This window comes from Micromonospora sp. NPDC004551 (assembly GCF_040609975.1).
Lineage (GTDB): Bacteria > Actinomycetota > Actinomycetes > Mycobacteriales > Micromonosporaceae > Micromonospora.
On the sequence record NZ_JBEXLM010000004.1, the window covers coordinates 133,821 to 153,066 of the forward strand.

A 19,246-nucleotide genomic window follows, 5' to 3' on the forward strand; every position below is an offset into this window, starting at 1 on the left:
CACACCGACGCGTGGAGGCGCCCCGCCGGGGCCCCGTGTCCCGGCCCGGTCCGAGGAGACACCGCGCACATGAGACTCATGGCCAGACGTCGCCGGACGGCGATGGTCGCCGCCACCGCCCTCGCCATCGGCGGGGTGGCCCTGCCGGCGGGCGCCGCGCAGGCCGCCCCGGCCTGCGACGTGACCTATGTGACCAGTGACTGGAACAACGGCTTCACCGCCAACGTCACCATCAAGAACCTGGGCGACGCCCTCAACAACTGGACGCTCAAGTTCGCCTTCCCCAACAGCGGCCAGAAGCTGGTCCAGGGCTGGTCGGCCCGATGGAGCCAGACCGGCAGCGAGGTGACCGCGACCAACGAGTCGTGGAACGGCAGCCTGCCCACCGGCGCCTCCACCACCATCGGCTTCAACGGCGCGCACACCGGCAGCAACCCGAAGCCGACCGCCTTCACCCTCAACGGGGTCGCCTGCAACGGCGCGCCCACCAACCAGCCGCCGACCGTCTCACTGGGCCTGCCGAACGGCCCGTTCGAGGCGCCGGCCGACGTGCCGCTGACCGCCACCGCCGCCGACTCGGACGGCACGATCGCCAAGGTCGAGTTCTACCGCAACGGCCTGCTGGTCAACACCGACACCACCGCCCCGTACGGCTACACCCTGGAGGACCTGCCGGCCGGCAGCTACACCGTCCAGGCCAAGGCGTACGACAACGCCAACGCCACCGCGGTCGCCGAGAAGTCCTTCACGGTGAACCCGGCCTCCGGCCCGGTGCTGGTGGCCACCCCGTCGGCGGTGAGCGTCAACGAGGGTGGCACCTCGTCGGTGAAGTTCACCCTCAGCGCCGCCCCCACCGCCAACGTCCCGGTGACCCTCGCCGTCGCCGGCGACAGCGACGTGACGGTGTCGCCCTCGACGCTGACCCTGACCCCGAGCAACTGGAACACCGGGGTCACCGCCACCGTCGCGGCCGCGGAGGACGCCGACACCACCGGCGGAACCGCCACGATCACGGCCTCGGCCACCGGCTTCGCCCCCGTCGTGGTCACCGCTACCGAGATCGACAACGACACACCGGGCGGGGACAACGCGTACATCAAGAAGTTCCTCGACCAGTACGGCAAGATCAAGAACTCGGGCTACTTCAGCCCCGAGGGCGTGCCGTACCACTCCGTGGAGACGCTCATCGTCGAGGCGCCCGACCACGGCCACGAGACCACCTCGGAGGCGTTCAGCTTCTGGCTCTGGCTGGAAGCCCAGTACGGCCGGGTCACCCAGAACTGGGCCCCGTTCAACAACGCCTGGACGGTGATGGAGAAGTACATCATCCCGTCGCACGCCGACCAGCCCACGGCCGGCGCCCCGGGCACCCCCCAGTACGCCGCCGAGCACAACCTGCCCAGCCAGTACCCGTCGGCCCTGGAGCCGAACGTCCCGGTCGGCCAGGACCCGCTGCGCAACGAACTCCAGTCCACCTACGGCACCGGCGACATCTACGGCATGCACTGGCTGCTGGACGTCGACAACACCTACGGCTACGGCCACTGCGGCGACGGCACCACCCGCCCGGCCTACATCAACACCTTCCAGCGGGGCACCCAGGAGTCGGTCTGGGAGACCGTGCCGCAGCCGTCCTGCGACACCTTCAAGCACGGCGGCCAGTACGGCTACCTCGACCTGTTCGTCAAGGAGTCCAGCGCTCCGGCCAAGCAGTGGAAGTACACCAACGCCCCGGACGCCGACGCGCGCGCCGTGCAGGCCGCGTACTGGGCGCTGACCTGGGCCAAGGCGCAGGGCCGGGCGGCCGACGTCGCGGCCACCGTGGCGAAGGCCGCCAAGATGGGCGACTACCTGCGCTACGCGATGTTCGACAAGTACTTCAAGAAGATCGGCAACTGCGTCGGCGCGTCCACCTGCCCGGCCGGCAGCGGCCGCGACTCGGCGCACTACCTGCTCTCCTGGTACTACGCCTGGGGCGGCGCGTACGACACCTCGCAGAACTGGTCGTGGCGGATCGGCTCCAGCCACAACCACTTCGGCTACCAGAACCCGTTCGCCGCCTGGGCCATGACCAACGTCGACGAGCTCAAGCCCAAGTCGCCGACCGCCGTCTCCGACTGGCAGAAGAGCCTCGACCGGCAGCTGGAGTTCTACACCTGGCTCCAGTCCGCCGAGGGCGGCATCGCCGGCGGCGCCACCAACAGCTGGGACGGCAGCTACGCCCAGCCGCCGGCCGGCACCGCCACCTTCTACGGCATGTACTACGACGTCGACCCGGTCTACAACGACCCGCCGTCGAACCAGTGGTTCGGCATGCAGGCCTGGTCCATGCAGCGGATCGCCGAGCTGTACCTGCAGACCGGCAACGCCAAGGCCAAGGCGCTGCTGGACAAGTGGGTGCCGTGGGCGATCGCCAACACCACGGTGGGCGCGAACTGGTCGATCCCCTCGGACATGAAGTGGACCGGGCAGCCCGCCAACTGGAACCCGACGAGCCCGCAGCCGAACACCAACCTGCACGTCGAGGTGACGGTGAAGGGCCAGGACGTCGGAGTCGCCGCCGCCTACGCCCGGACCCTCATCGCGTACGCCGCCAAGTCCGGCAACGCGGCGGCCAAGAACACCGCCAAGGGCCTGCTGGACGCGCTGTCCGCCGCCGCCGACACCAAGGGCGTCTCGATGCCGGAGAAGCGCGGCGACTACAAGCGCTTCGACGACGTCTACAACGCCGCCGACGGTCAGGGCCTCTACATCCCCTCCGGCTGGACCGGGAAGATGCCCAACGGCGACGCCATCGCCGCCGGCAAGAGCTTCCTGGACATCCGCTCGTTCTACAAGAACGACCCGGACTGGCCGAAGGTGCAGGCGTACCTCAACGGCGGCGCGGAGCCGGTCTTCAACTACCACCGGTTCTGGGCCCAGGCGGACGTCGCCATGGCGTACGCCGACTACGGCACCTACTTCCCGGCGGGGTGAGGTGAGCACTCCTCTCAGGGGCGGGCCCGGCCCGCCCCTGAGAGGAGGCCGACCGGCCGAAGGGGGAACGCAGCGGTCCGGTCGGCGGGCGGCCTGACGCCCACGGTCAGGCCGGGTGGGCCGGCCGTCCGGCCGACGCAGCGGACGGACCGGCCCACCCATCCGCCCGGAGACGAACTTGCCGCGAAAAAGCCCGAGAAAATCGGCGCTCCACGGGATCACACCCTCGCCGTGGACGGAGTAACGTAATTCACCGGAGAGGCCGCTCCCCCCGTGGCGGCCTCTCTTTTACGTCGCCCGGGCGGCGTCCGCATCGGACGCCGCGACCGGATGCCGCAGCCCCGGATGATCCGCCGGGAGCGAGCGCCGGATCACCACCCAGCTCACCGCCAGCGCCGCCGCGACCAGCGGCCAGGTCAGCGCCACCCGGGCCACCACCAGGCCGACCACCTGCCCGCCGAGCCACAGCGGCACGAACACCGCCACGCGCAGCAGGTACGTGGCCGCCCAGACCCAGCTGCCCCGCCCGTACGCCCGCAGCAGCGCCGGGTCGCGCCGCCACCGCCCGCGCTGACCGAGGGCCGCGCCGACCACCACCCCGAGCAGCGGCCAGCGCACCACGATGCTGACCATCCAGGCCAGCGCGCTGGCCGCGTTGGAGACCAGCTGCAGCAGGAAGAAGTCGCTGGCCCGCCCGGTCCGCAGCGCGACGAGCGCGGCCACGCAGACGGCGAGCAGCCCGATCAGCACCGAGCGCGGCCGGTCCCCGCGCCGCCACCGCCAGCCCGCCACCGCCGCCCCGGCCAGCACGGCGCCGATCACCCCGCCCCACAGCCCGGCGGCCAGCCAGCCGATCGCGAACGCCACCGGTGGCACCGTCGCGTCCACGGCCCCGCGCCGGCCACCCAGCAGATCGGCCAGCGACTCCGGACGCCCACCGGACGGCCGTTGCGGCTCCGGCGTGCTGGTCACGCGCCACCCCCTCCCGTCGCGTCACCAACGTAGCCGGAAGCCGCGGTGCTCCGACGAGCGCCGGTCCCGGCCGACCGTTAAGTTGTGCGGGTGCGCGAGACGGCGAGGGGTTGGACGGCGGTCTGGTTGGTCGTACTGGCCCTGGCCCAGACGGCCGCGTTCCTGATGGTGTGGCGCTTCGCCGTGCACACCCAGCTCGGCCAGTGGCTGGACACGGTCGCGCTGACCGGCAACCGCATCGGGCAGGACCGCATCGACGGCCCGGTGAACAGCATCCTCAACGCCATGTCGGTGGTGTCGCTGCTGGCGGCCACCGCCATGATCTGCTTCATCGCGCTGATCCGGGGCCGCAAGGCGCTCGCGGTCACCGCCACCCTGCTCATCGCCGGCGCCAACGTCAGCACCCAGCTGCTCAAGCGCTACCTGGACCGCCCCGACTTCGGCATCGACCCGGAACGGGCGGCGGCCGGCAACAGCCTGCCCAGCGGGCACACCGCCGTGGCCGCGTCCGTGGCGGTCGCGCTGATCCTGGTGCTGCCGCCGAAGCTTCGGGTGGCCGGCGCGTTCCTCGGCGCGGCCTACGCGGCCGCCGCCGGGGTGGCCACCCTCTCCGCCGGCTGGCACCGGCCCAGCGACGCCGTCGCCGCCTACCTCGTGGTCGGCGCCTGGGCGGCCGTCGCCGGTCTGGTGCTGCTGTTCTTCCAGCGGGAACGGGCCGTTGTCTCGCCGGGCGACGCGCACCGGGTCGCCGCCGCCGTGCTCGGCCTCGGCGGCGCCGTCGCCCTGCTCGTCTCCGCGCTGGCCCTGTCGTGGCTGGTCGACCGGTCCACCGTCCCCGTCGAGGAACTCACCCGCCGCCCGCTCTTCATCGGGTACGCGGGCAGCGCGGCCGGCATCGCCGGCACGATCGCCGTGGTGGCCGCGCTGGTCCTCGCGACGGTGCACCGCCTCGTGCCCCGATGGAAGGGCTGACCGGCCGGGATCCCCGGCCGGTCCCCGGAGCGGGTCAGCGGTAGTAGGTGCCGATCGTGGTGCCGCTGGCGATCTCCCGGCCCTTGAGCGCGCGGTGCACGTCGGTGGCCTGCGGCGCGCCGGACAGGTCCAGCGGCCGGTTCAGCGCGTAGAGGCGGAAGAAGTAGCGGTGCGCCTCCTCACCCCGCGGCGGCAGGGGCCCGCTCCAGCCGGTCTCGCCGAAGCTGTTCGGCCACTCCCGGCCGCCCGGCGGCACCCCGCCCTCGGGCACCTCACCGGTCTGCGGGGAGATCCCCGTGACCAGCCAGTGCAGGAACGGTTCCTTGCCCGCGTCCGGGTCCTCGACGAGCAGGACCAGCTCCTCGGTGGAGTCCGGCACGTCCGACCACTGCAGCGGCGGTGACAGGTTGTCGCCGTCCTTGGCGAACCGCCCGGGCAGCAGGTCGTGGTCGGTGAACGCGGTGCTGCGCAGCATGATGCCGGCCATTCGGCGCCCCCTCTCCTCGTCCACCGGCGCGTACCCGGCGGGTGGGCGACGAAACGGCGGCGGCACGGCCAGCGGCCGAGGAGAGGGGCGCGGTCAGGAGCCGAGGTAGCGCAGGATCGCGAGGATCCGCCGGCTGTAGCCGGTGGCGTGGGTGAGGTCGAGCTTGTCGAAGATGGTGTTGACATGTTTCTCGATCGCGCTCTGCGAGACGTGCAGGCGTTGGGCGATGGCGGCGTTGGTGTGCCCCTGGGCCATGTGGTGCAGGACGTCCCGCTCGCGCGTGGTGAGGCGGTTGAGTGGGTCGGTGTGGCTGGTGGCCGAGATGAGCTGCCGGACGACCTCGGGATCGAGCGCGGTGGAGCCGGCGGCGACGCGGTCGAGGGCGTCGAGGAAGTCCTCTACCTGCGCGACGCGGTCCTTCAGGACGTAGCCGACGCCTTCGGACCGGTCGGCGAGGAGCTTCGCGGCGTAGCGCCGCTCGACGTACTGGGAGAGGACCAGTACGGCGATCTCCGGCCAGCGGCGGCGGATCTCCAGCGCCGCCCGGAGCCCGTCATCGGTGTTGGTGGGCGGCATGCGGACGTCGGTGACGACGACGTCGGGGCGGTGCTGCTCGACGGCGGCGACGAGCCGGTCGGCGTCCGCGACGGCGGCGACCACCTGGTGTCCCTCGTCGGTGAGGAGGCGGACCAGCCCTTCGCGGAGCAGGGTGGAGTCTTCGGCCAGGGCTACGCGCACGGCAGCTCGGCCCGGATCGTCGTCGGGCCGCCGGCCGGGCTGTGCAGTTCGAACCGCCCGTCCAGCGCGGTGACGCGGCGGGCGAGCCCCTGCAGGCCGCTGCCGTGCGGGTCGGCGCCGCCGATGCCGTCGTCGCACACCCGTATCTCGACTCCTGCGTCCCGCGCCTCGATCCCGATGGTGATCATGGTAGCTCCCGCGTGTTTGGTGCTGTTGGTGATCGCTTCGCAGGCGACGAAGTAGAGCACGGTCTCGATCGGCCGGGCCGGCCGGACGGGCACGTCGTAGCTGATCTTCACGGGGATCGCCGACCGCTGCGCCACCATGTTCAGCACCTCGTCCAGGGTGGTGTGCTCGAGCGCCGCCGGATAGACCCGCCAGGCCACGTCCCGCAGCTCCTCGATGGCGCGCTGGGTGTCCTCGTGCGCCTGCACGAGGAGGTCGCGGGCCCGGTCGGGGTCGCGGCTGCGACGTGCCCGTCCGAGCAGCATGCCGAGTGCCACGAGGTGTTGCTGCAGCCCGTCGTGGAGGTCGCGTTCGATGCGCTGACGTTCCGCGTCGACCGCGGCCAGCACGCCGGCCCGGCTGACGGTGAGTTCGGTGATGCGCAGTTGCAACGCCTCGCGGCTGTGGGATTCGAGCAGCCGGCGGGCCAGCCACCGGTCCAGCGCCGCCACGCTGGCCGCCGCCTGCAGGTTCAGCAGCAGCAGGGCCGCTCCGATGAACCCCTGGAGCAGGAAGTCGGCAGTGGACATGGTGCCCGCGACGAACGAGCCCACCACGATGGCGGCGAGCGCGACACCGACCGCGAACAGGCCGGCGGTGAGCAGGCCGAGCGCCGCCGGCAGCAGACGAGCAGCCAGGTAGCCGAGTACGCGTGGTCCGTTCGCCCGGAGTGGTGGTGGCGGTGGATCGGAGGCGGCGACCGCGAGGCGGTGCCGCTCCCACTCGGTGACGCGCCGGGCGTACCGGAGGATGGTGGCGCCGAGACGGCGCCGGGCCGCGGGCACCGGTGCCACCGCGACCGCGGCCAGCCCGGCGAGGAGCAGGAACAGCACCTCGGCCGCGGCGGTGAGGACGCCGAGCGCCACGCCCACCAGCGGGCGGCTCCACCGGACCACGGCGCCGACGCCACCGTGCACTGCGTGCCCTGCCACCACGCCGTCCCTCCCAGCTTGCGACGCCCCGGATCCCGGTCGTCCCGGCGACCGCGGCCGCCCACCGACCCTCTCGCTACCGGTTACCGGGAGCCATGACGACCCGCTTCCGACCGTCGGGGGGTGCCGTACAGGGTGCCTCGGACGGCCTGGGCCGGGCGATCCGCCCCGCGCTCCCCGTGTGATCCGACACGTGCGTCCGACCCGTACGGCTCGGGCGTGCCAGGTGCCTGCTCGTCGTCAGCCGCCGAACGTCTCCGCCGTAGCCCGATCAGGCGCGACACCACGAAGAACGCCACGACGAGCGCGCAGACCACGATGATCACGTTCTGGAACGTCCCGACGTACGGCTCGACGGCACGCCAGTTCTCCCCGAGCACATAACCGGCCATGACGAAGACGGTGTTCCAGACCAGGCTGCCCAACGTCGTGTAGAGCAGGAACGTGCCGAACGGCATCCGCTCCACACCGGCCGGAATCGAGATCAGGCTTCGGAAGATCGGAATCATCCGCCCGAGGAAGACGGTCTTCACCCCGTGCCGGGCGAACCACGCCTCCGTCCGGTCGAGGTCACTCAGCTTGATCAGCGGCAGCCGCGCCGCGATCGCGCGCACCCGGTCCCGTCCGAGCGCCACGCCGACGGCGTACAGCGCCACTGCGCCCACCACCGAGCCGATCGTGGTCCAGACGATGGCGGCGAACAGGTTCATCCTGCCCTGACTGGCGGTGAAGCCCGCCAGCGGCAGGATCACCTCGCTGGGGATCGGCGGGAACAGGTTCTCCAACGCGACCGCCAGCCCGGCCCCGGGCGCGCCGAGCCGTTCCACCAGGTCGGTCACCAACCCGACCAGGCCGCCCGACGGCGGATCAGCCTCCTGAGCCAAGGAGCCGGCATGTGTCGCCGCGTTCCACAAAAAGATCATGCCCATGACGCTAGGAACTCGCCGCGGCCCGGACCATGGGGTCGACCGCCGACTCCGGACGGTCGACCCCAGCAGGCAGGGTGGGGAAAACCGCACCCGGTTGGACTTGCATTCACTGCGCCACGCCGGAGGTGCGACGGTGCGGGCTACACGTCCGAGTCGATCGGCCGCGGTGCCCGTGCGGCCGCGGTGATCCGTTCCAGCGCCGCCGCGTGGGCCAGAAACGCTTTCCGGCCGTGTGGGGTGAGCCGCGCCAGGGTGCGCCGCCCGCCCGTCCCCGGCTGTTTGCGTACCTCGATGTAGCCGTGCGCCGCGAGCGCGGACAGGTGCTTGGACAGGGCCGAGTCGCTTGTGCCGATCGCGTCCCGGAGGAAGCCGAACTCGGTCCAGCTCGCGGGCGCCAGCAGCGCGACGATCGTCAACCGCGCGGGGACGTGCAGGAACTCGTCAAAATCGCTGTCCATCAGCTCTGCCGGTGCGCCCGCTGTGCCAGCGCCTCGGCGCCCCGGCAGACCGGACCGGCCAGCACCAGGCAGGCCGCCGCCCCGATCCCGGCCGCGACCAGGTGCGGGGTCGGCATCCCGACCGCCCGGGCGGCCGACGCCAGGCCCTGGAGCACCGCGGTGAGGGCGATCCCGGCCGCGACCCCTCCGAGCAGCTCGCCGGAACTGGGCTGCCGGAGGACCGGCGCCCGGCGCACATGGACGAACGCCAGCAACGCCAGCAGCGCGACCACCGGGAACAGCATCGCGCCGTTCCAAGGATTGGGCAGGTCGAACGAGGCGTACGAGAGGAGCACGACCGACGCCAGGACGGCCAGGTGGAAGGGGGAGGAGCTGTGCCGCACCTCCGCGGCGCGGGACTGCTCATGCCGCTTCCGGATGTCGTCGAGCGCCGCTTGGGCGTCGTCAGGAGTCATCAATCTTCCGCCTCTCCCAGGAGCCGCACTTTCCTTTGAGGAAAGTACGCGGTTCTTTCCTGTGAGGCAAGTACCCGGGGCGTGCTCGACCGGTCGGGCAGGCATGCTCCGAGGCGCGGGCCGCCGGGTGGGCACTCGACCGGGCTCATCCGCCCGGCGTACCGTCCCGTAGTCGGCAGTTCGATCTTGGATCGAACTCGCGCTCTCCGAAGACGCGCTCCGGCCGGTGGCTCAACAGAGGTGGGAAGGCGGGTCGGGCGGATGGACACGGTACGGGCGGCGTTCCGCGACGAGTGCGCACGGCTGGAAGGGGTGCTGCACGACCTCGACGCGGCGGACCTGGACCGGCCCACGCCCTGCCCGCCCTGGGCGGTGCGGGACCTGCTCGCCCACGTGCGCACCGGCGCCGGGCGGCTGGCCGGCATGCTCGCCGCGCCGGCTCCCGAGCGCGCCGAGGTGGACGCCGCCGGCTACTTCGGGGCGGCCAAGTTCGCGCCCGAGGTCGACCGGGACCGGATCGACGGCGCCCGGCAGGAGGCGCGGAAGCTGCCCGGCGTACCCGAGGTGGCGGAGGGCTTCGCGCAGGCCTGGCGGGCCGCCGACGCGGCGGTGGCCGCCGCGCCGCCGGGGCGGCTGGTGCGCACCCGGCACGGCGACGCGATGGCGCTGGGCGAGTTCCTGCGTACCCGGGTGGTGGAGGTCGCGGTGCACGGCCTGGACCTGGCCGACGCGCTGGACCGGCAGCCCTGGCTGACCCCGGCCGCGGCGGCGGTGGTGGCCGACCTGCTGGCCGGCGGACCCGTCCCCGACGGGCTCGGCTGGGACGCGCTCACCCTGGTGCGCAAGGCCACCGGCCGGGTGCCGCTGACCGACGCGGAGCGGGCGGAGCTGGCCCGGACCGGCTTCCGCTGGCTCTCCTTCGGCGCCTGACCGGCGGCGATCAGGCGCCGGCGGCCGGCGCGGTGGTGCGGCGCAGGTAATCCAGGACGACCGGGTCGAGCCGGCCGGGGACGATGCGCTCCTCCAGGTTCTCGACGCCGGCCCAGGCGTCGAGCGCCTCCTCGAGCCCGGCGGCGCCGACCGGGTGGCCGGCGGCGGCCAGCAGCGCCGCGACCTCGTCGGCGACCGGGCCGGTGAGATCGAGCAGGGTGGCCGGGTCGGGCTTGCCGAAGAGCAGGGTGTGGATGTCGAGCAGGCGCCCCAGCTCGCCGACCGGGTCGCGGTGGTCGTCGACCCGCAGGTCGACCAGCTCGTCGCCGGTGCCGGCGTAGCCGCCGTGCCGCCGTACGACGAACAGGGCGGCGCTCTGCCGGCCCCGCCGGTCGCCGCCGGCGCGGTCACCGGCGGCCAGGGCGGCCAGCAGCCGCTGCGGGAACGGCAGGGCGGCCCCGCCGAGCCAGGTGTCCCGGAGCGCGTCGATGACCTCCGGGCCGGCCAGGATGTTGCCCTGTGCCGCCCAGCCGTCGCCGGCCTGGCCGCCCGCCCACGGGTGGCAGCGCGGCCCGGTCCAGGTCGCGCCGTCGCCGGTCATCCCGACCACGCCGAGCTGCCGGTCGTCGCGGCCCGGATCGGCGGCGATCAGGCCGGCCACCACGTCGGCCGCGGGCACGCCGGTGCGCAGCATCGTGAGCCCCTGCGCGCGGTAGGCCAGGTTGGCGTGGGCCTGGCTGGCGAGCGCGCCGACCTCCGCCTCGGCGGCCGGCACGAGCGCCCCGGCGGCGAGGAACTTGCTGGCCACGGCGATGCCGTGCACGAGGCCGTCGGCGGAGCGGGCGACGATCGAGAAGGTCACCCGCGGATGTTAGCGCCGGGTCGGGGGCGCGGGCGGCCCCGACGGGGGTCGTGGTCAGAACGGCGGGGCGGCCTCCTCGGGCGGGTGGCCCCAGGCGCGGCGGGCGTCGGCGATCGCCACGGCGAGCAGCACCAGCGGGGCGGCGATCGCCGCGGCCAACGGCGTGGCGACGGCCGCGGTCAGGGACCCCACGGGCTTGAGCACCGGCATGAGCAGCACCAGGACGAGGACGGCCACCCATCGCGACGGGGACACCCGGCCGAACACCTCGTACTCGAAGCGCGCCCGCCCGAGCAGGAAGACCGCCGGGCCGCCGAGGATCGTGGCGACCCAGCCGACCTGGTTGTGCCCGGTCGGGTGCTCGCTGACCAGCTCGTAGCCGATCGCGGTGGCCACCACGCCGATGATCATGATGAGGTGGGTGTCGGCGGCCGAGCGGCCGATGGTGGCCGGGTGCGCGGCCCGGGTCACGGCCTCGCCCAGGATCTGCCCGGCCCGCTGCACGTAGATCCGCCAGAACAGCACCGAGGTGAGCAGCGCGGCGGCGAAGGCGGCGGTGCGGGTGCCGCCGGTCGGGGTCCGGCTGTAGGCCAGCCCGGCGATGAGGATCGTCTCGCCGAGCGCGACGAGGAAGATCTGCTGGTACCGCTCGGCCAGGTGCTCCCCGTGGATGTCCCACCGGGAGACGGTCGACCGGCCCAGCCCGGGCACGGGCCAGCCGCACCGGTTCGCCAGATACTCGAGCAGGAGCGCGAGCGTCCAGAGCGTCACCCGGGGGTCGGTGGGCAGCACCGCGCCGGTCAGCCAGAGCACCCCGGTCACGCTGAAGGTGATCAGCATGCGCAGCTTCAGCCGGCGGTACACGAGCTGGCGCAGCACCATCAGCAGGATCGCGGGCCGGCTGACCTGCACCACCACGTACGCGACCGCGAACGGCAGCCCGGTGCTGGTGAAGGCGCGGGGGATCGCCACCGCCATCACCATGCTGCCGACCAGCGCGATGACCACGATGACCTGGAGCCAGATGTGGTACGGGTCGTAGCGGCTGGTGGTCCAGGCGGTGCCCTGCCAGATCGCCCAGAGCGCGAGGAACAGCAGGAGGGTCTTGCCGCCGCCGGTCACCGCCGTCCAGGCGGTCTTGCCCCCTTCCAGCGCCAGGTCCTCGAAGGTGCGCGCGGAGATCCGGGTCAGCGCGAAGACGAACACGAGGTCGAAGAAGAGTTCCAGGAACGTTGCCCGGCTCGGCCCGTGCGCGGGGCGGAGGGCGGCCGGTTCGGGAGTCTTCACCGCGGCCTCCCGCCCTCGGACCACCCCACCTGGCGTTCGTAACACTCTTTTCCGTGCCGGGTGCGGCGGATCAGGCATATCGCCTCTCCTGCTCGGCGAGTCCGGCGCCGCGCCGGGCGGGGAGCCGCCGGTCGGGATCTTGCCCCCGGCGACGGCGACCGGGCACGATCGACCGGTGACGAATCGATGGGGCATGACCGTGCCGCTGGCCGGCGTCACGCTCGCCGACCACGCCGCGGTCTACGCGGCGCTCGACCGGGCCGGCTTCACCGACGTCTGGTCGTCGGAGGTCGCCGGGGCCGACGCCTTCACCCCGCTGGCGCTCGCCGCCGCCTGGCAACCGCGGCTGCGCCTCGGCACCGCGATCACCCCGGTCTTCACCCGGGGCCCCGGGCTGCTCGCCATGAGCGCCGCCGCGCTCGCCGAGGCCGCGCCGGGCCGCTTCGCGCTGGGCATCGGCGCCTCGTCACCGGTGCTCGTGCGGGACTGGAACGCGGTGCGCTTCGACGAGCCGTTCCAACGGACCCGGGACGTGCTGCGCTTCCTGCGCGCCGCGCTGCGCGGAGAGACCGTCGACGAGGTCTACGACACCTTCACCGTCCGGCGGTTCACGCTGGAACGCCCGCCGGCCGTGCCGCCGCCGGTGCTGCTGGCCGCCCTGCGCCCCGGCATGCTGCGGCTCGCCGCCGCCGAGGCCGACGGGGCGATCCTCAACTGGCTGGCCGCCGACGACGTGCCGACCGTCCTGGCCGAGCTGGGCGAGCGCCGCCCCGGCTTCGAGGTCGCCGCCCGGATCTTCGTCTGCCCCACCGAGGACGCCGCGTACGCCCGCGCCCTGGGCCGCCGGCTGATCACCGGCTACCTCACCGTGCCGGCGTACGCGGCCTTCCACCGCTGGCTGGGGCGACAGGACAGCCTGGGCCCGATGTGGGAGGCGTGGGCGGCCGGCGACCGGCGGGGCGCCTCGGCGGCGGTGCCCGACGAGGTGGTCGACGCGCTGATCCTGCACGGCCCGCCCGAGGAGTGCGCCGCCCGGGCCCGCCGGTACGCCGACCACGGCGTCGACGTGCCCGTGCTGGCGCTGCTGCCCACCCCGGAGCTGACCGCCGGGGGCGCGGCGGCCTGGACCGGGCTGATCCCACGGCTCGGCGTGACCGGCGGGGAGGCGGGCTGAGATGAACCTGACCGATCGGGTGGCCGTGATCACCGGCGGCACGGGCGGCATCGGAGCGGCGCTCGGCCGCCGGTTCGCCGCCGAGGGCGCCGCCGCCGTCGTCCTGGCCGATCTGGACGCCGAGGCGGCGCGCGCGGTGGCCGGGGGCATCGGCCCGGTGGCGCACGGCGTCGCGCTCGACGTCACCGACGAGGCGCAGGTGCGGGCGCTGGTCGACGAGACCGAGCGCCGCTACGGGCGCATCGACCTGTTCTGCGCCAACGCCGGGGTGGCCACCGGCGGGGGAGTGGAGGCGCCCGACGCCGACTGGGAGCGGGCCTGGCGGGTCAACGTGCTGGGACATGTGCACAGCGCCCGGGCGGCGCTGCCGGCGATGCTCCGCCGCGGCCAGGGCTACCTGCTGTTCACCTGCTCCGCGGCGGGCGTGCTGACCGCGGTGGGCGACGCCCCGTACACGGCGACGAAGCACGCGGCGGTCGGCCTCGCCGAGTGGCTGGCCATCACCTACCGGGACGCCGGCGTCCGGGTCAGCGCGCTCTGCCCGCAGGGCGTCGACACCCCGATGCTCGCCGGCGGACTGGCCGAGGGGCACCTGGGCGCCCGGGTGATCGCCGCCTCCGGCGCGGTGCTCACCCCCGACCAGGTGGCCGACGCCACCATCGCCGGGCTGGCCGAGGAACGGTTCCTCATCCTGCCGCACCCGGAGGTCGCCGCCTACGCCCGCCGCCGGGCCGAGGACCCCGACGGCTGGCAGGCCGGGCTGCGCAAACTCGTGCGCAAGCTGCGCGCCGCGGATCGGTAGTGTCGCCGACGTGATCGCCGCCCGGGCCGACTGGATCTTTGCCATCCTGACCTCGGGTGCGCGGCGACGGCCCCGGTCTCCACTCCCGCTCCGCTACGCGGGCATGCCCTAGCATGCGGATGTGCCGGTACGCCGAGACCATCTACAAGGTCCACTACGTGTGTGTGCCGTGCCGTCGCAGTCACAAGTACGCCTGGGATGGCGCGACGCACCCCTGTACCTCATGCCGACAGCCGATGATCTTCGCGGGGCACGACTTCGCGGCGCCGCGAAGGCGGAACGACTCCGGGTGGGCCGCGGTTGCGGCTGTCCTCGGGGCGGGTCTGCGCTACGAGGGTTTCGAGATGTGCGGATGTTCACGGGAGCCGAAGTTCCGGCCACGGACGCGCGCCCAGGTCCGGATGCGGCGGCGGGCCGCCGGCCGCCTCGGGTTGTCAGAGGCTGACGCACTCGCTGCTCGGGATCCCTACGACCTGGCTTGACATCAGGGTGTTCGCCCGAGTGGGAAGCCGCCAGGACCGTTCATCGGTCAGCGGCGCCAGCGCAGTGGGCCGGGATGGACGGTCCACAGGAGGCGACGCCAGCGGGAGCGGGTGGCCCGCAGGGCGGTGACGTAGACGGTGGCGAGGGCCGCCGCCCGGTGGGCCTGCGCCGGCGTGGCCGTGCCGGGGGCGAACGCCACCTGGTTGAGCATCGCGGCCAGCTCGTCCACCTCACCATCCACCGAGACCTGCCCGGTCTGCGCCTCGGCGAGGGTGCGCCGGGCGAACGCGGCGACCTCCGCCGCCGCGAGATCCGTGCCGGCCGCGTGCCCGGCGAGCCGTAGCGCGTCGGTCAACTCCCGCCAGGCGCCCGCGATCCGGCCGCCGGGGTCACCGTCGGCCAACCGGCGGCGGGTCAACCTGCGGCGCAGCGTCGCCAGGGTCAGCAGCAGCGCCCCGACCAGCAGCACCAGGGCCCCGACGCCCCCGCCGACGAGCACCGGCGTACCCGGCCCACCCTGGCCGTCGCGCCCGGCCGGGCCGGCCGCCGCCGGTGGTGTGGCCGTGGGCTCCACGGTCGGCGCGGGCACCTCCGACGGGGGCGGGTCCTCCGGCTTCGGCCGGAAGTCCTCTTCGACCGGGCGCGGTTCCTCGTCCGGGCGTGGCATCGGGTCGAACGGCACCCAGCCGACGCCGTCGAACAGCACCTCCGGCCAGGCGTACGCGTCCGCGGCCCGGACCGGGCCGTCCGCCTTCGGCTCGAAACCGACCACCACCCGGGTGGGCAGCCCGGCCAGCCGGCCCAGCACTGCGAACGATGCCGCGAACTGCTCCGAGGTGCCGCGCTGCCCGCCGCCGTTGCGCGGCCCGAAGAGGAAGAACGCCAGGTTCGGGTACGCGTGCCCGCTCGGCGCGTCCGCGGTCACCCGGTAGTGCTCGGCCAGGAAGTCCGCGATCGCGGTGGCCCGGGCGTACGGGGCGCCGTTCTCCTCCGCGAGCTGGGTGGCCAGCCGGCGCACCTGCTCCGGCGCGCCGTCGGGCACCCGGAGCACCCGGGCCACCGCGTCGCCGGCCGGCACGTTCGCCGTGCTGAGCAGGTTGACGTCCGGCTGCTCCCGGACCGAGGCGACCGTGTACCGCAGCCCCGGCGCCAGCCCCTCCGGCCGGATCAGCGTCCCGGTCGCCGGGTCGTACGCCACCCGCGCGCCGGTCACCTCGCGCGGCGTCGGCACCGCGGGCAGCAGCCGCCCGGTCAGGTCCGCCACGGTGATCTCCTGGCGGACCGGCTCCGTGGCGGTGCCCGGCACGGGATCGGTGGCCGGCAGGATCCGCCCGGCGTTGCGGTAGGTCGCGCCCACCCGCCAGGTCACCCCGTCGTAGTCGCTGAGCACCGCCAGGCGGATCCGCGGCGCCTCCGCCGCGCCGCCCTCGGTGCGCACGTCGAGCAGCTTCTGGTCCGGGTTCAGCGCCCACCCGGAGATCCGGATCAGCGGGTTCTCGTCCAGCGACTCCACCTGCGGCGGCTCGACGTAGCGGCGCGGGTCGACCGGCCGGTCGTCGACCTGACCGGCCACCACCGGGGCGAGCAGCGCAGCGAGGGCCACCACCACGGCCACGCCGGCCCCCCCGGCCGCGAGCAGCCGCAGGCGCACGGCCGCGCGCACCGCCGGGGCCAGACCGGCCACCGGGTCGGCGCCGGCCGGACCGGGTCGCCCGCCGGGCACCGCCAGGCCGACCGCGGCGACCGCCGCGAACAGCACCGTCGGCCCGACCGCCGGGTCCGCGTTCGGCCCGACCACGTAGAGCACGCCGCCGTAGAGCAGCACCGGCGGCAGGTAGCCGAGCAGCACCCGGCCGGCCCGCAGCGCCACCTCGGCGGCGGCCAGCCCGGCCAGCCAGGCGGCCACCACCGGCACGAGCACGGTGTCCGGCGCGGGCTCCACCGGGATCATCGCGGTGAGCAACCGGGGGATCGCGTTGCGGGCGGCGTCCGCCGCCACCTCGCCGAGACCGCCGGGCAGCGCCGCATGAGCGGCCGCGAGCCGCAGCGACAGCAGCGCCCAGCCGGCCAGGGCCGCCACCGACAGCGGCGCCACCAGCCAGGACGGCAGCCGCCGGGCGGCCACGCTGACCAGCACCGAGCCGACCGCCGCGCCGGCCGTGAGGCGGGCCAGCAGCGGATCCGCGTAGACCCGGCCGAGCACCACGCCGGCCAGGGCGATCATGACGATCAGCGCCAGCGGCACCGGCACGGCCCGCAGCACCCGCGCCACGACACCCGGACCGCCGCCGGCCGGCGCGGCGGGCACGTCGACCGCCCTGCGCGGCGGCGTCACGGTCACCACCGGCGGATCCCGTCCCACTCGGCGGCGAACCCGGCGCCGTCGGCCGCGTCCACCATCACCAGGCCCGCCGCGCCGGCCGCCGTCGGCTCCGCCGCCCCGAACATCCCGACCACCACCGACGGGTACGCGCGGCGCAGCGCGCCGACGTGCCCCAGGTCGCCGCGGGCGCCCGGCCCGGTGAGGTAGACCAGCGTGTCGCCGAGCCGGTCCTGCCGCAGCCGGGTCAGCGCGGCGCGCAGGACATCCTCCCCGCCGCCGGCCAGCTCCGCCGCGGCCAGCCGGTCCAGCGGCCCCCGCGGCGGCTCCAGCCCGGCGCGTCCGCCGCCGCCCGACGGCCCGCGGTCGCCGTCCGGGTCCTCGGCGGGTGGGGCGACCAGCAGCAGGCTCACCGGCAGGTCCTCCCGGGTCGCGGCGGCCACCACCGACGCCGCCGCCTCGCACGCCGACTCGAACGACTCGGCCACCCCGCCGGCCCGGTCCGGGTGGGCGGCCGCCCGGTTGTCCAGCACCACCACGAGCCGGGGCAGGCTCGTGTCCACGTTCTCCCGCACCATCAGCTCGCCCACCCGGGCGCTGGTGCGCCAGTGCACGCGGCGCAGCTCGTCCCCGACCACGTACTCGCGCAGCGAGTCGAAGGTGATCGAGCCGTGCGGCACGCTGTCGGTGCGCCCGTCCAGGCTCCGGCCGGCGCCCGTCGGCACCGCCGACAGCGGGTGGATGCGCGGGTGCACCCACACCGGCACCGGCTCCCCGTACGCGCGGGCCAGCGCCACCAGACCCAGCGGGTCGCGCCGGGTCACCCGCAGCGGCCCGACCGGCACCACGCCCCGGCGCCGGGTCGGCACCGGGTAGCGCACCTCGGTGTCGCGGCCGGGGCGCAGCCGCAGCAGCGGCACCGGCACGAGCCGCCCGCCGCACCGGTCCTCGGCCACCAGGTTCGCCGCCCGCAGCCGCCCGGTGTTGCGCACGGTCAGCACCATGGCCGCCGGCTCACCCCGGGCCACCCGGTCCGGGTCGGCCACCCGCTCGACCGTCAGCCGCGGCCGCCAGGCGGCCGTGACCAGCGCATACCCGACCGCGACGCCGGCCGCCGCGCCCAGCACGGTCAGCTCCGGGTACGCGTACCGGAAGCCCACGCCGAGCAGCACGACGGCGGCCACCAGCAGCCCGACACCCCGGGCGGTGATCCCCACCGCTCAGCCGTGGACCGCGGCGGGCTGCCCCGACGGCAGCGGCACCGGCACCGAGGCGACCGCCTGACGCAGCACGTCGGCCGCGGTCACCCCGCGCACCTGCGCGTCCGGGGTGAGCAGCAGCCGGTGCGCGAAGACCGGCTCGACCAGCGTTTTCAGATCCTCCGGCATGATCCAGCCCCGGCCGTCGATCAGCGCGTACGCGCACGCCGCCCGGGTCACCGCGATCACGCCCCGGGGGCTGACCCCGACCCGCACCTGCGGGTGGGTGCGGGTCGCCGCGGCCAGCCGCACCGCGTACGTGTAGAGCGGCTCGGCGATGTGCACCCGCCGGGCCATCTTCACCATCTCCCCGACCGTGGCCGTGTCGGTGACCGCGGTGAGCGAGTCGGGGGAGCGGAGCGTGGCGCCGCGCAGCACCTCCACCTCGACCGCCTCGTCGGGATAGCCGACGGAGAGCTTCACCAGGAACCGGTCGAGCTGGGCCTCGGGCAGCCGGTAGGTGCCGTCCATCTCCACCGGGTTCTGCGTCGCCACCACGAGGAACGGCTGCGGCACCGGATGGCGTACGCCGTCCACGGTGACCGTGCGCTCCTCCATCACCTCCAGCAGCGCCGACTGCGTCTTCGGCGACGCCCGGTTGATCTCGTCGGCGATCACGATGTTCGCGAACACCGGCCCCGGGTGGAACTCGAAGCCCCGGGTGGCCTGGTTGAAGATGGTCACCCCGGACACGTCCGAGGGGAGCAGGTCCGGGGTGAACTGGATGCGCCGCCACTGCCCCTGCACGGTCGCCGCGACCGCCCGGGCCAGGGTCGTCTTGCCCACCCCGGGCACGTCCTCCAGCAGCACGTGCCCCTGCGCGAACAGGGCGGTCAGCGCCAGCCGGACCACCTGCGGCTTGCCCAGCACGACCGCGTTGACGTTCTCGGCCAGCCGGGCGGCCAGGGCGGCGAAGCCCTGCACCTCCGGCTGGGTGAGCGGTTCGTGGGTGTTCACGGGCGCGGGTGCTCCTCGGTGCGGCGCG

At 74.4% G+C, this 19,246-nt stretch carries 17 protein-coding genes; 5 read left to right on the plus strand and 12 right to left on the minus strand.

The genetic code is table 11. From position 1 onward, the window contains the following. The first annotated feature begins 78 nt into the window (after positions 1-78). Complete coding sequence (locus ABZW14_RS07335; protein ID WP_355341589.1) at positions 79-2,976, plus strand: glycoside hydrolase family 48 protein; 2,898 nt, start codon at positions 79-81, stop codon at positions 2,974-2,976. A gap of 288 nt (positions 2,977-3,264) precedes the next feature. On the opposite strand, the gene ABZW14_RS07340 is transcribed toward ABZW14_RS07335, so the two are convergent. Continuing rightward, a complete protein-coding gene (locus ABZW14_RS07340; RefSeq protein ID WP_355341237.1) occupies positions 3,265-3,948 on the minus strand; it encodes a DUF3159 domain-containing protein in 684 nt (227 codons plus the stop codon). 84 nt (positions 3,949-4,032) lie between these two features. On the opposite strand from ABZW14_RS07340, the gene ABZW14_RS07345 reads away from it, so the two are divergent. Then, positions 4,033-4,920, plus strand: coding sequence for a phosphatase PAP2 family protein (locus ABZW14_RS07345; protein ID WP_355341240.1), 888 nt, complete (start codon positions 4,033-4,035; stop codon positions 4,918-4,920). A 34-nt stretch (positions 4,921-4,954) separates the two neighbouring features. Here ABZW14_RS07345 and ABZW14_RS07350 read toward each other — a convergent pair whose 3' ends face one another. The 6 genes from ABZW14_RS07350 to ABZW14_RS07375 form a co-directional block, all read right to left on the minus strand. After that, positions 4,955-5,407, minus strand: a complete 453-nt coding sequence (locus tag ABZW14_RS07350; protein ID WP_355341243.1) for a YbhB/YbcL family Raf kinase inhibitor-like protein — start codon at positions 5,405-5,407, stop codon at positions 4,955-4,957. A 93-nt stretch (positions 5,408-5,500) separates the two neighbouring features. Beyond that, on the minus strand, positions 5,501-6,145 hold the full coding sequence (locus ABZW14_RS07355; protein ID WP_355341246.1) for a response regulator transcription factor: 645 nt from the start codon (positions 6,143-6,145) through the stop codon (positions 5,501-5,503). Then, complete coding sequence (locus tag ABZW14_RS07360; protein ID WP_355341249.1) at positions 6,136-7,302, minus strand: histidine kinase; 1,167 nt, start codon at positions 7,300-7,302, stop codon at positions 6,136-6,138. Before ABZW14_RS07360 ends, ABZW14_RS07355 begins: the two co-directional genes overlap by 10 nt. An 83-nt stretch (positions 7,303-7,385) precedes the next feature. Beyond that, the gene (locus tag ABZW14_RS07365) at positions 7,386-8,225 is read right to left on the minus strand and encodes a DedA family protein (RefSeq protein ID WP_355341252.1); all 840 of its coding nucleotides are present in this window, start codon (positions 8,223-8,225) and stop codon (positions 7,386-7,388) included. Between the two features lie 146 nt (positions 8,226-8,371). After that, a complete protein-coding gene (locus tag ABZW14_RS07370; protein WP_355341255.1) occupies positions 8,372-8,689 on the minus strand; it encodes a transcriptional regulator in 318 nt (105 codons plus the stop codon). Continuing rightward, a complete protein-coding gene (locus ABZW14_RS07375; RefSeq protein ID WP_355341258.1) occupies positions 8,689-9,144 on the minus strand; it encodes a hypothetical protein in 456 nt (151 codons plus the stop codon). The genes ABZW14_RS07370 and ABZW14_RS07375 overlap by 1 nt, the downstream gene beginning before the upstream one ends. A 261-nt stretch (positions 9,145-9,405) precedes the next feature. Here ABZW14_RS07375 and ABZW14_RS07380 point away from each other — a divergent pair, with 261 nt between their 5' ends. Next, the gene (locus ABZW14_RS07380; RefSeq protein WP_355341261.1) at positions 9,406-10,074 is read left to right on the plus strand and encodes a maleylpyruvate isomerase N-terminal domain-containing protein; all 669 of its coding nucleotides are present in this window, start codon (positions 9,406-9,408) and stop codon (positions 10,072-10,074) included. Positions 10,075-10,084: 10 nt separating this feature from the next. On the opposite strand, the gene ABZW14_RS07385 is transcribed toward ABZW14_RS07380, so the two are convergent. After that, positions 10,085-10,936, minus strand: coding sequence for a DUF1028 domain-containing protein (locus tag ABZW14_RS07385; protein ID WP_355341264.1), 852 nt, complete (start codon positions 10,934-10,936; stop codon positions 10,085-10,087). Positions 10,937-10,990: 54 nt separating this feature from the next. Then, the gene (locus tag ABZW14_RS07390) at positions 10,991-12,223 is read right to left on the minus strand and encodes a low temperature requirement protein A (protein WP_355341267.1); all 1,233 of its coding nucleotides are present in this window, start codon (positions 12,221-12,223) and stop codon (positions 10,991-10,993) included. A gap of 193 nt (positions 12,224-12,416) precedes the next feature. Between ABZW14_RS07390 and ABZW14_RS07395 the strand changes: the two genes are divergently transcribed. Both ABZW14_RS07395 and ABZW14_RS07400 read left to right on the plus strand, forming a co-directional pair. Further along, the gene (locus tag ABZW14_RS07395) at positions 12,417-13,397 is read left to right on the plus strand and encodes an LLM class F420-dependent oxidoreductase (protein WP_355341592.1); all 981 of its coding nucleotides are present in this window, start codon (positions 12,417-12,419) and stop codon (positions 13,395-13,397) included. A 1-nt stretch (position 13,398) separates the two neighbouring features. Further along, positions 13,399-14,199, plus strand: a complete 801-nt coding sequence (locus ABZW14_RS07400; protein ID WP_355341270.1) for an SDR family oxidoreductase — start codon at positions 13,399-13,401, stop codon at positions 14,197-14,199. A 529-nt stretch (positions 14,200-14,728) separates the two neighbouring features. Here ABZW14_RS07400 and ABZW14_RS07405 read toward each other — a convergent pair. The 3 genes from ABZW14_RS07405 to ABZW14_RS07415 are packed head-to-tail and all read right to left on the minus strand — an operon-like array spanning position 14,729 to position 19,218. Beyond that, on the minus strand, positions 14,729-16,990 hold the full coding sequence (locus tag ABZW14_RS07405) for a DUF3488 and transglutaminase-like domain-containing protein (protein ID WP_355341595.1): 2,262 nt from the start codon (positions 16,988-16,990) through the stop codon (positions 14,729-14,731). 29 nt (positions 16,991-17,019) lie between these two features. Next, positions 17,020-18,219 carry a DUF58 domain-containing protein gene (locus tag ABZW14_RS07410; protein ID WP_355341273.1) on the minus strand — a complete coding sequence of 400 codons (1,200 nt, stop codon included), beginning with the start codon at positions 18,217-18,219 and terminating at the stop codon, positions 17,020-17,022. A gap of 3 nt (positions 18,220-18,222) precedes the next feature. Continuing rightward, complete coding sequence (locus ABZW14_RS07415; protein WP_355341276.1) at positions 18,223-19,218, minus strand: MoxR family ATPase; 996 nt, start codon at positions 19,216-19,218, stop codon at positions 18,223-18,225. Positions 19,219-19,246: the final 28 nt, after the last annotated feature.

What these genes read in the sequence shown, in the direction of transcription:
- ABZW14_RS07335 (WP_355341589.1), top strand. Translation starts at nt 79, where the DNA reads ATGGCCAGACGTCGCCGGACGGCGATGGTCGCCGCCACCGCCCTCGCC.
- ABZW14_RS07350 (WP_355341243.1), bottom strand. Translation starts at nt 5,407, where the DNA reads ATGGCCGGCATCATGCTGCGCAGCACCGCGTTCACCGACCACGACCTG.
- ABZW14_RS07365 (WP_355341252.1), bottom strand. Translation starts at nt 8,225, where the DNA reads ATGATCTTTTTGTGGAACGCGGCGACACATGCCGGCTCCTTGGCTCAG.
- ABZW14_RS07370 (WP_355341255.1), bottom strand. Translation starts at nt 8,689, where the DNA reads ATGGACAGCGATTTTGACGAGTTCCTGCACGTCCCCGCGCGGTTGACG.
- ABZW14_RS07375 (WP_355341258.1), bottom strand. Translation starts at nt 9,144, where the DNA reads ATGACTCCTGACGACGCCCAAGCGGCGCTCGACGACATCCGGAAGCGG.
- ABZW14_RS07380 (WP_355341261.1), top strand. Translation starts at nt 9,406, where the DNA reads ATGGACACGGTACGGGCGGCGTTCCGCGACGAGTGCGCACGGCTGGAA.
- ABZW14_RS07395 (WP_355341592.1), top strand. Translation starts at nt 12,417, where the DNA reads ATGACCGTGCCGCTGGCCGGCGTCACGCTCGCCGACCACGCCGCGGTC.
- ABZW14_RS07400 (WP_355341270.1), top strand. Translation starts at nt 13,399, where the DNA reads ATGAACCTGACCGATCGGGTGGCCGTGATCACCGGCGGCACGGGCGGC.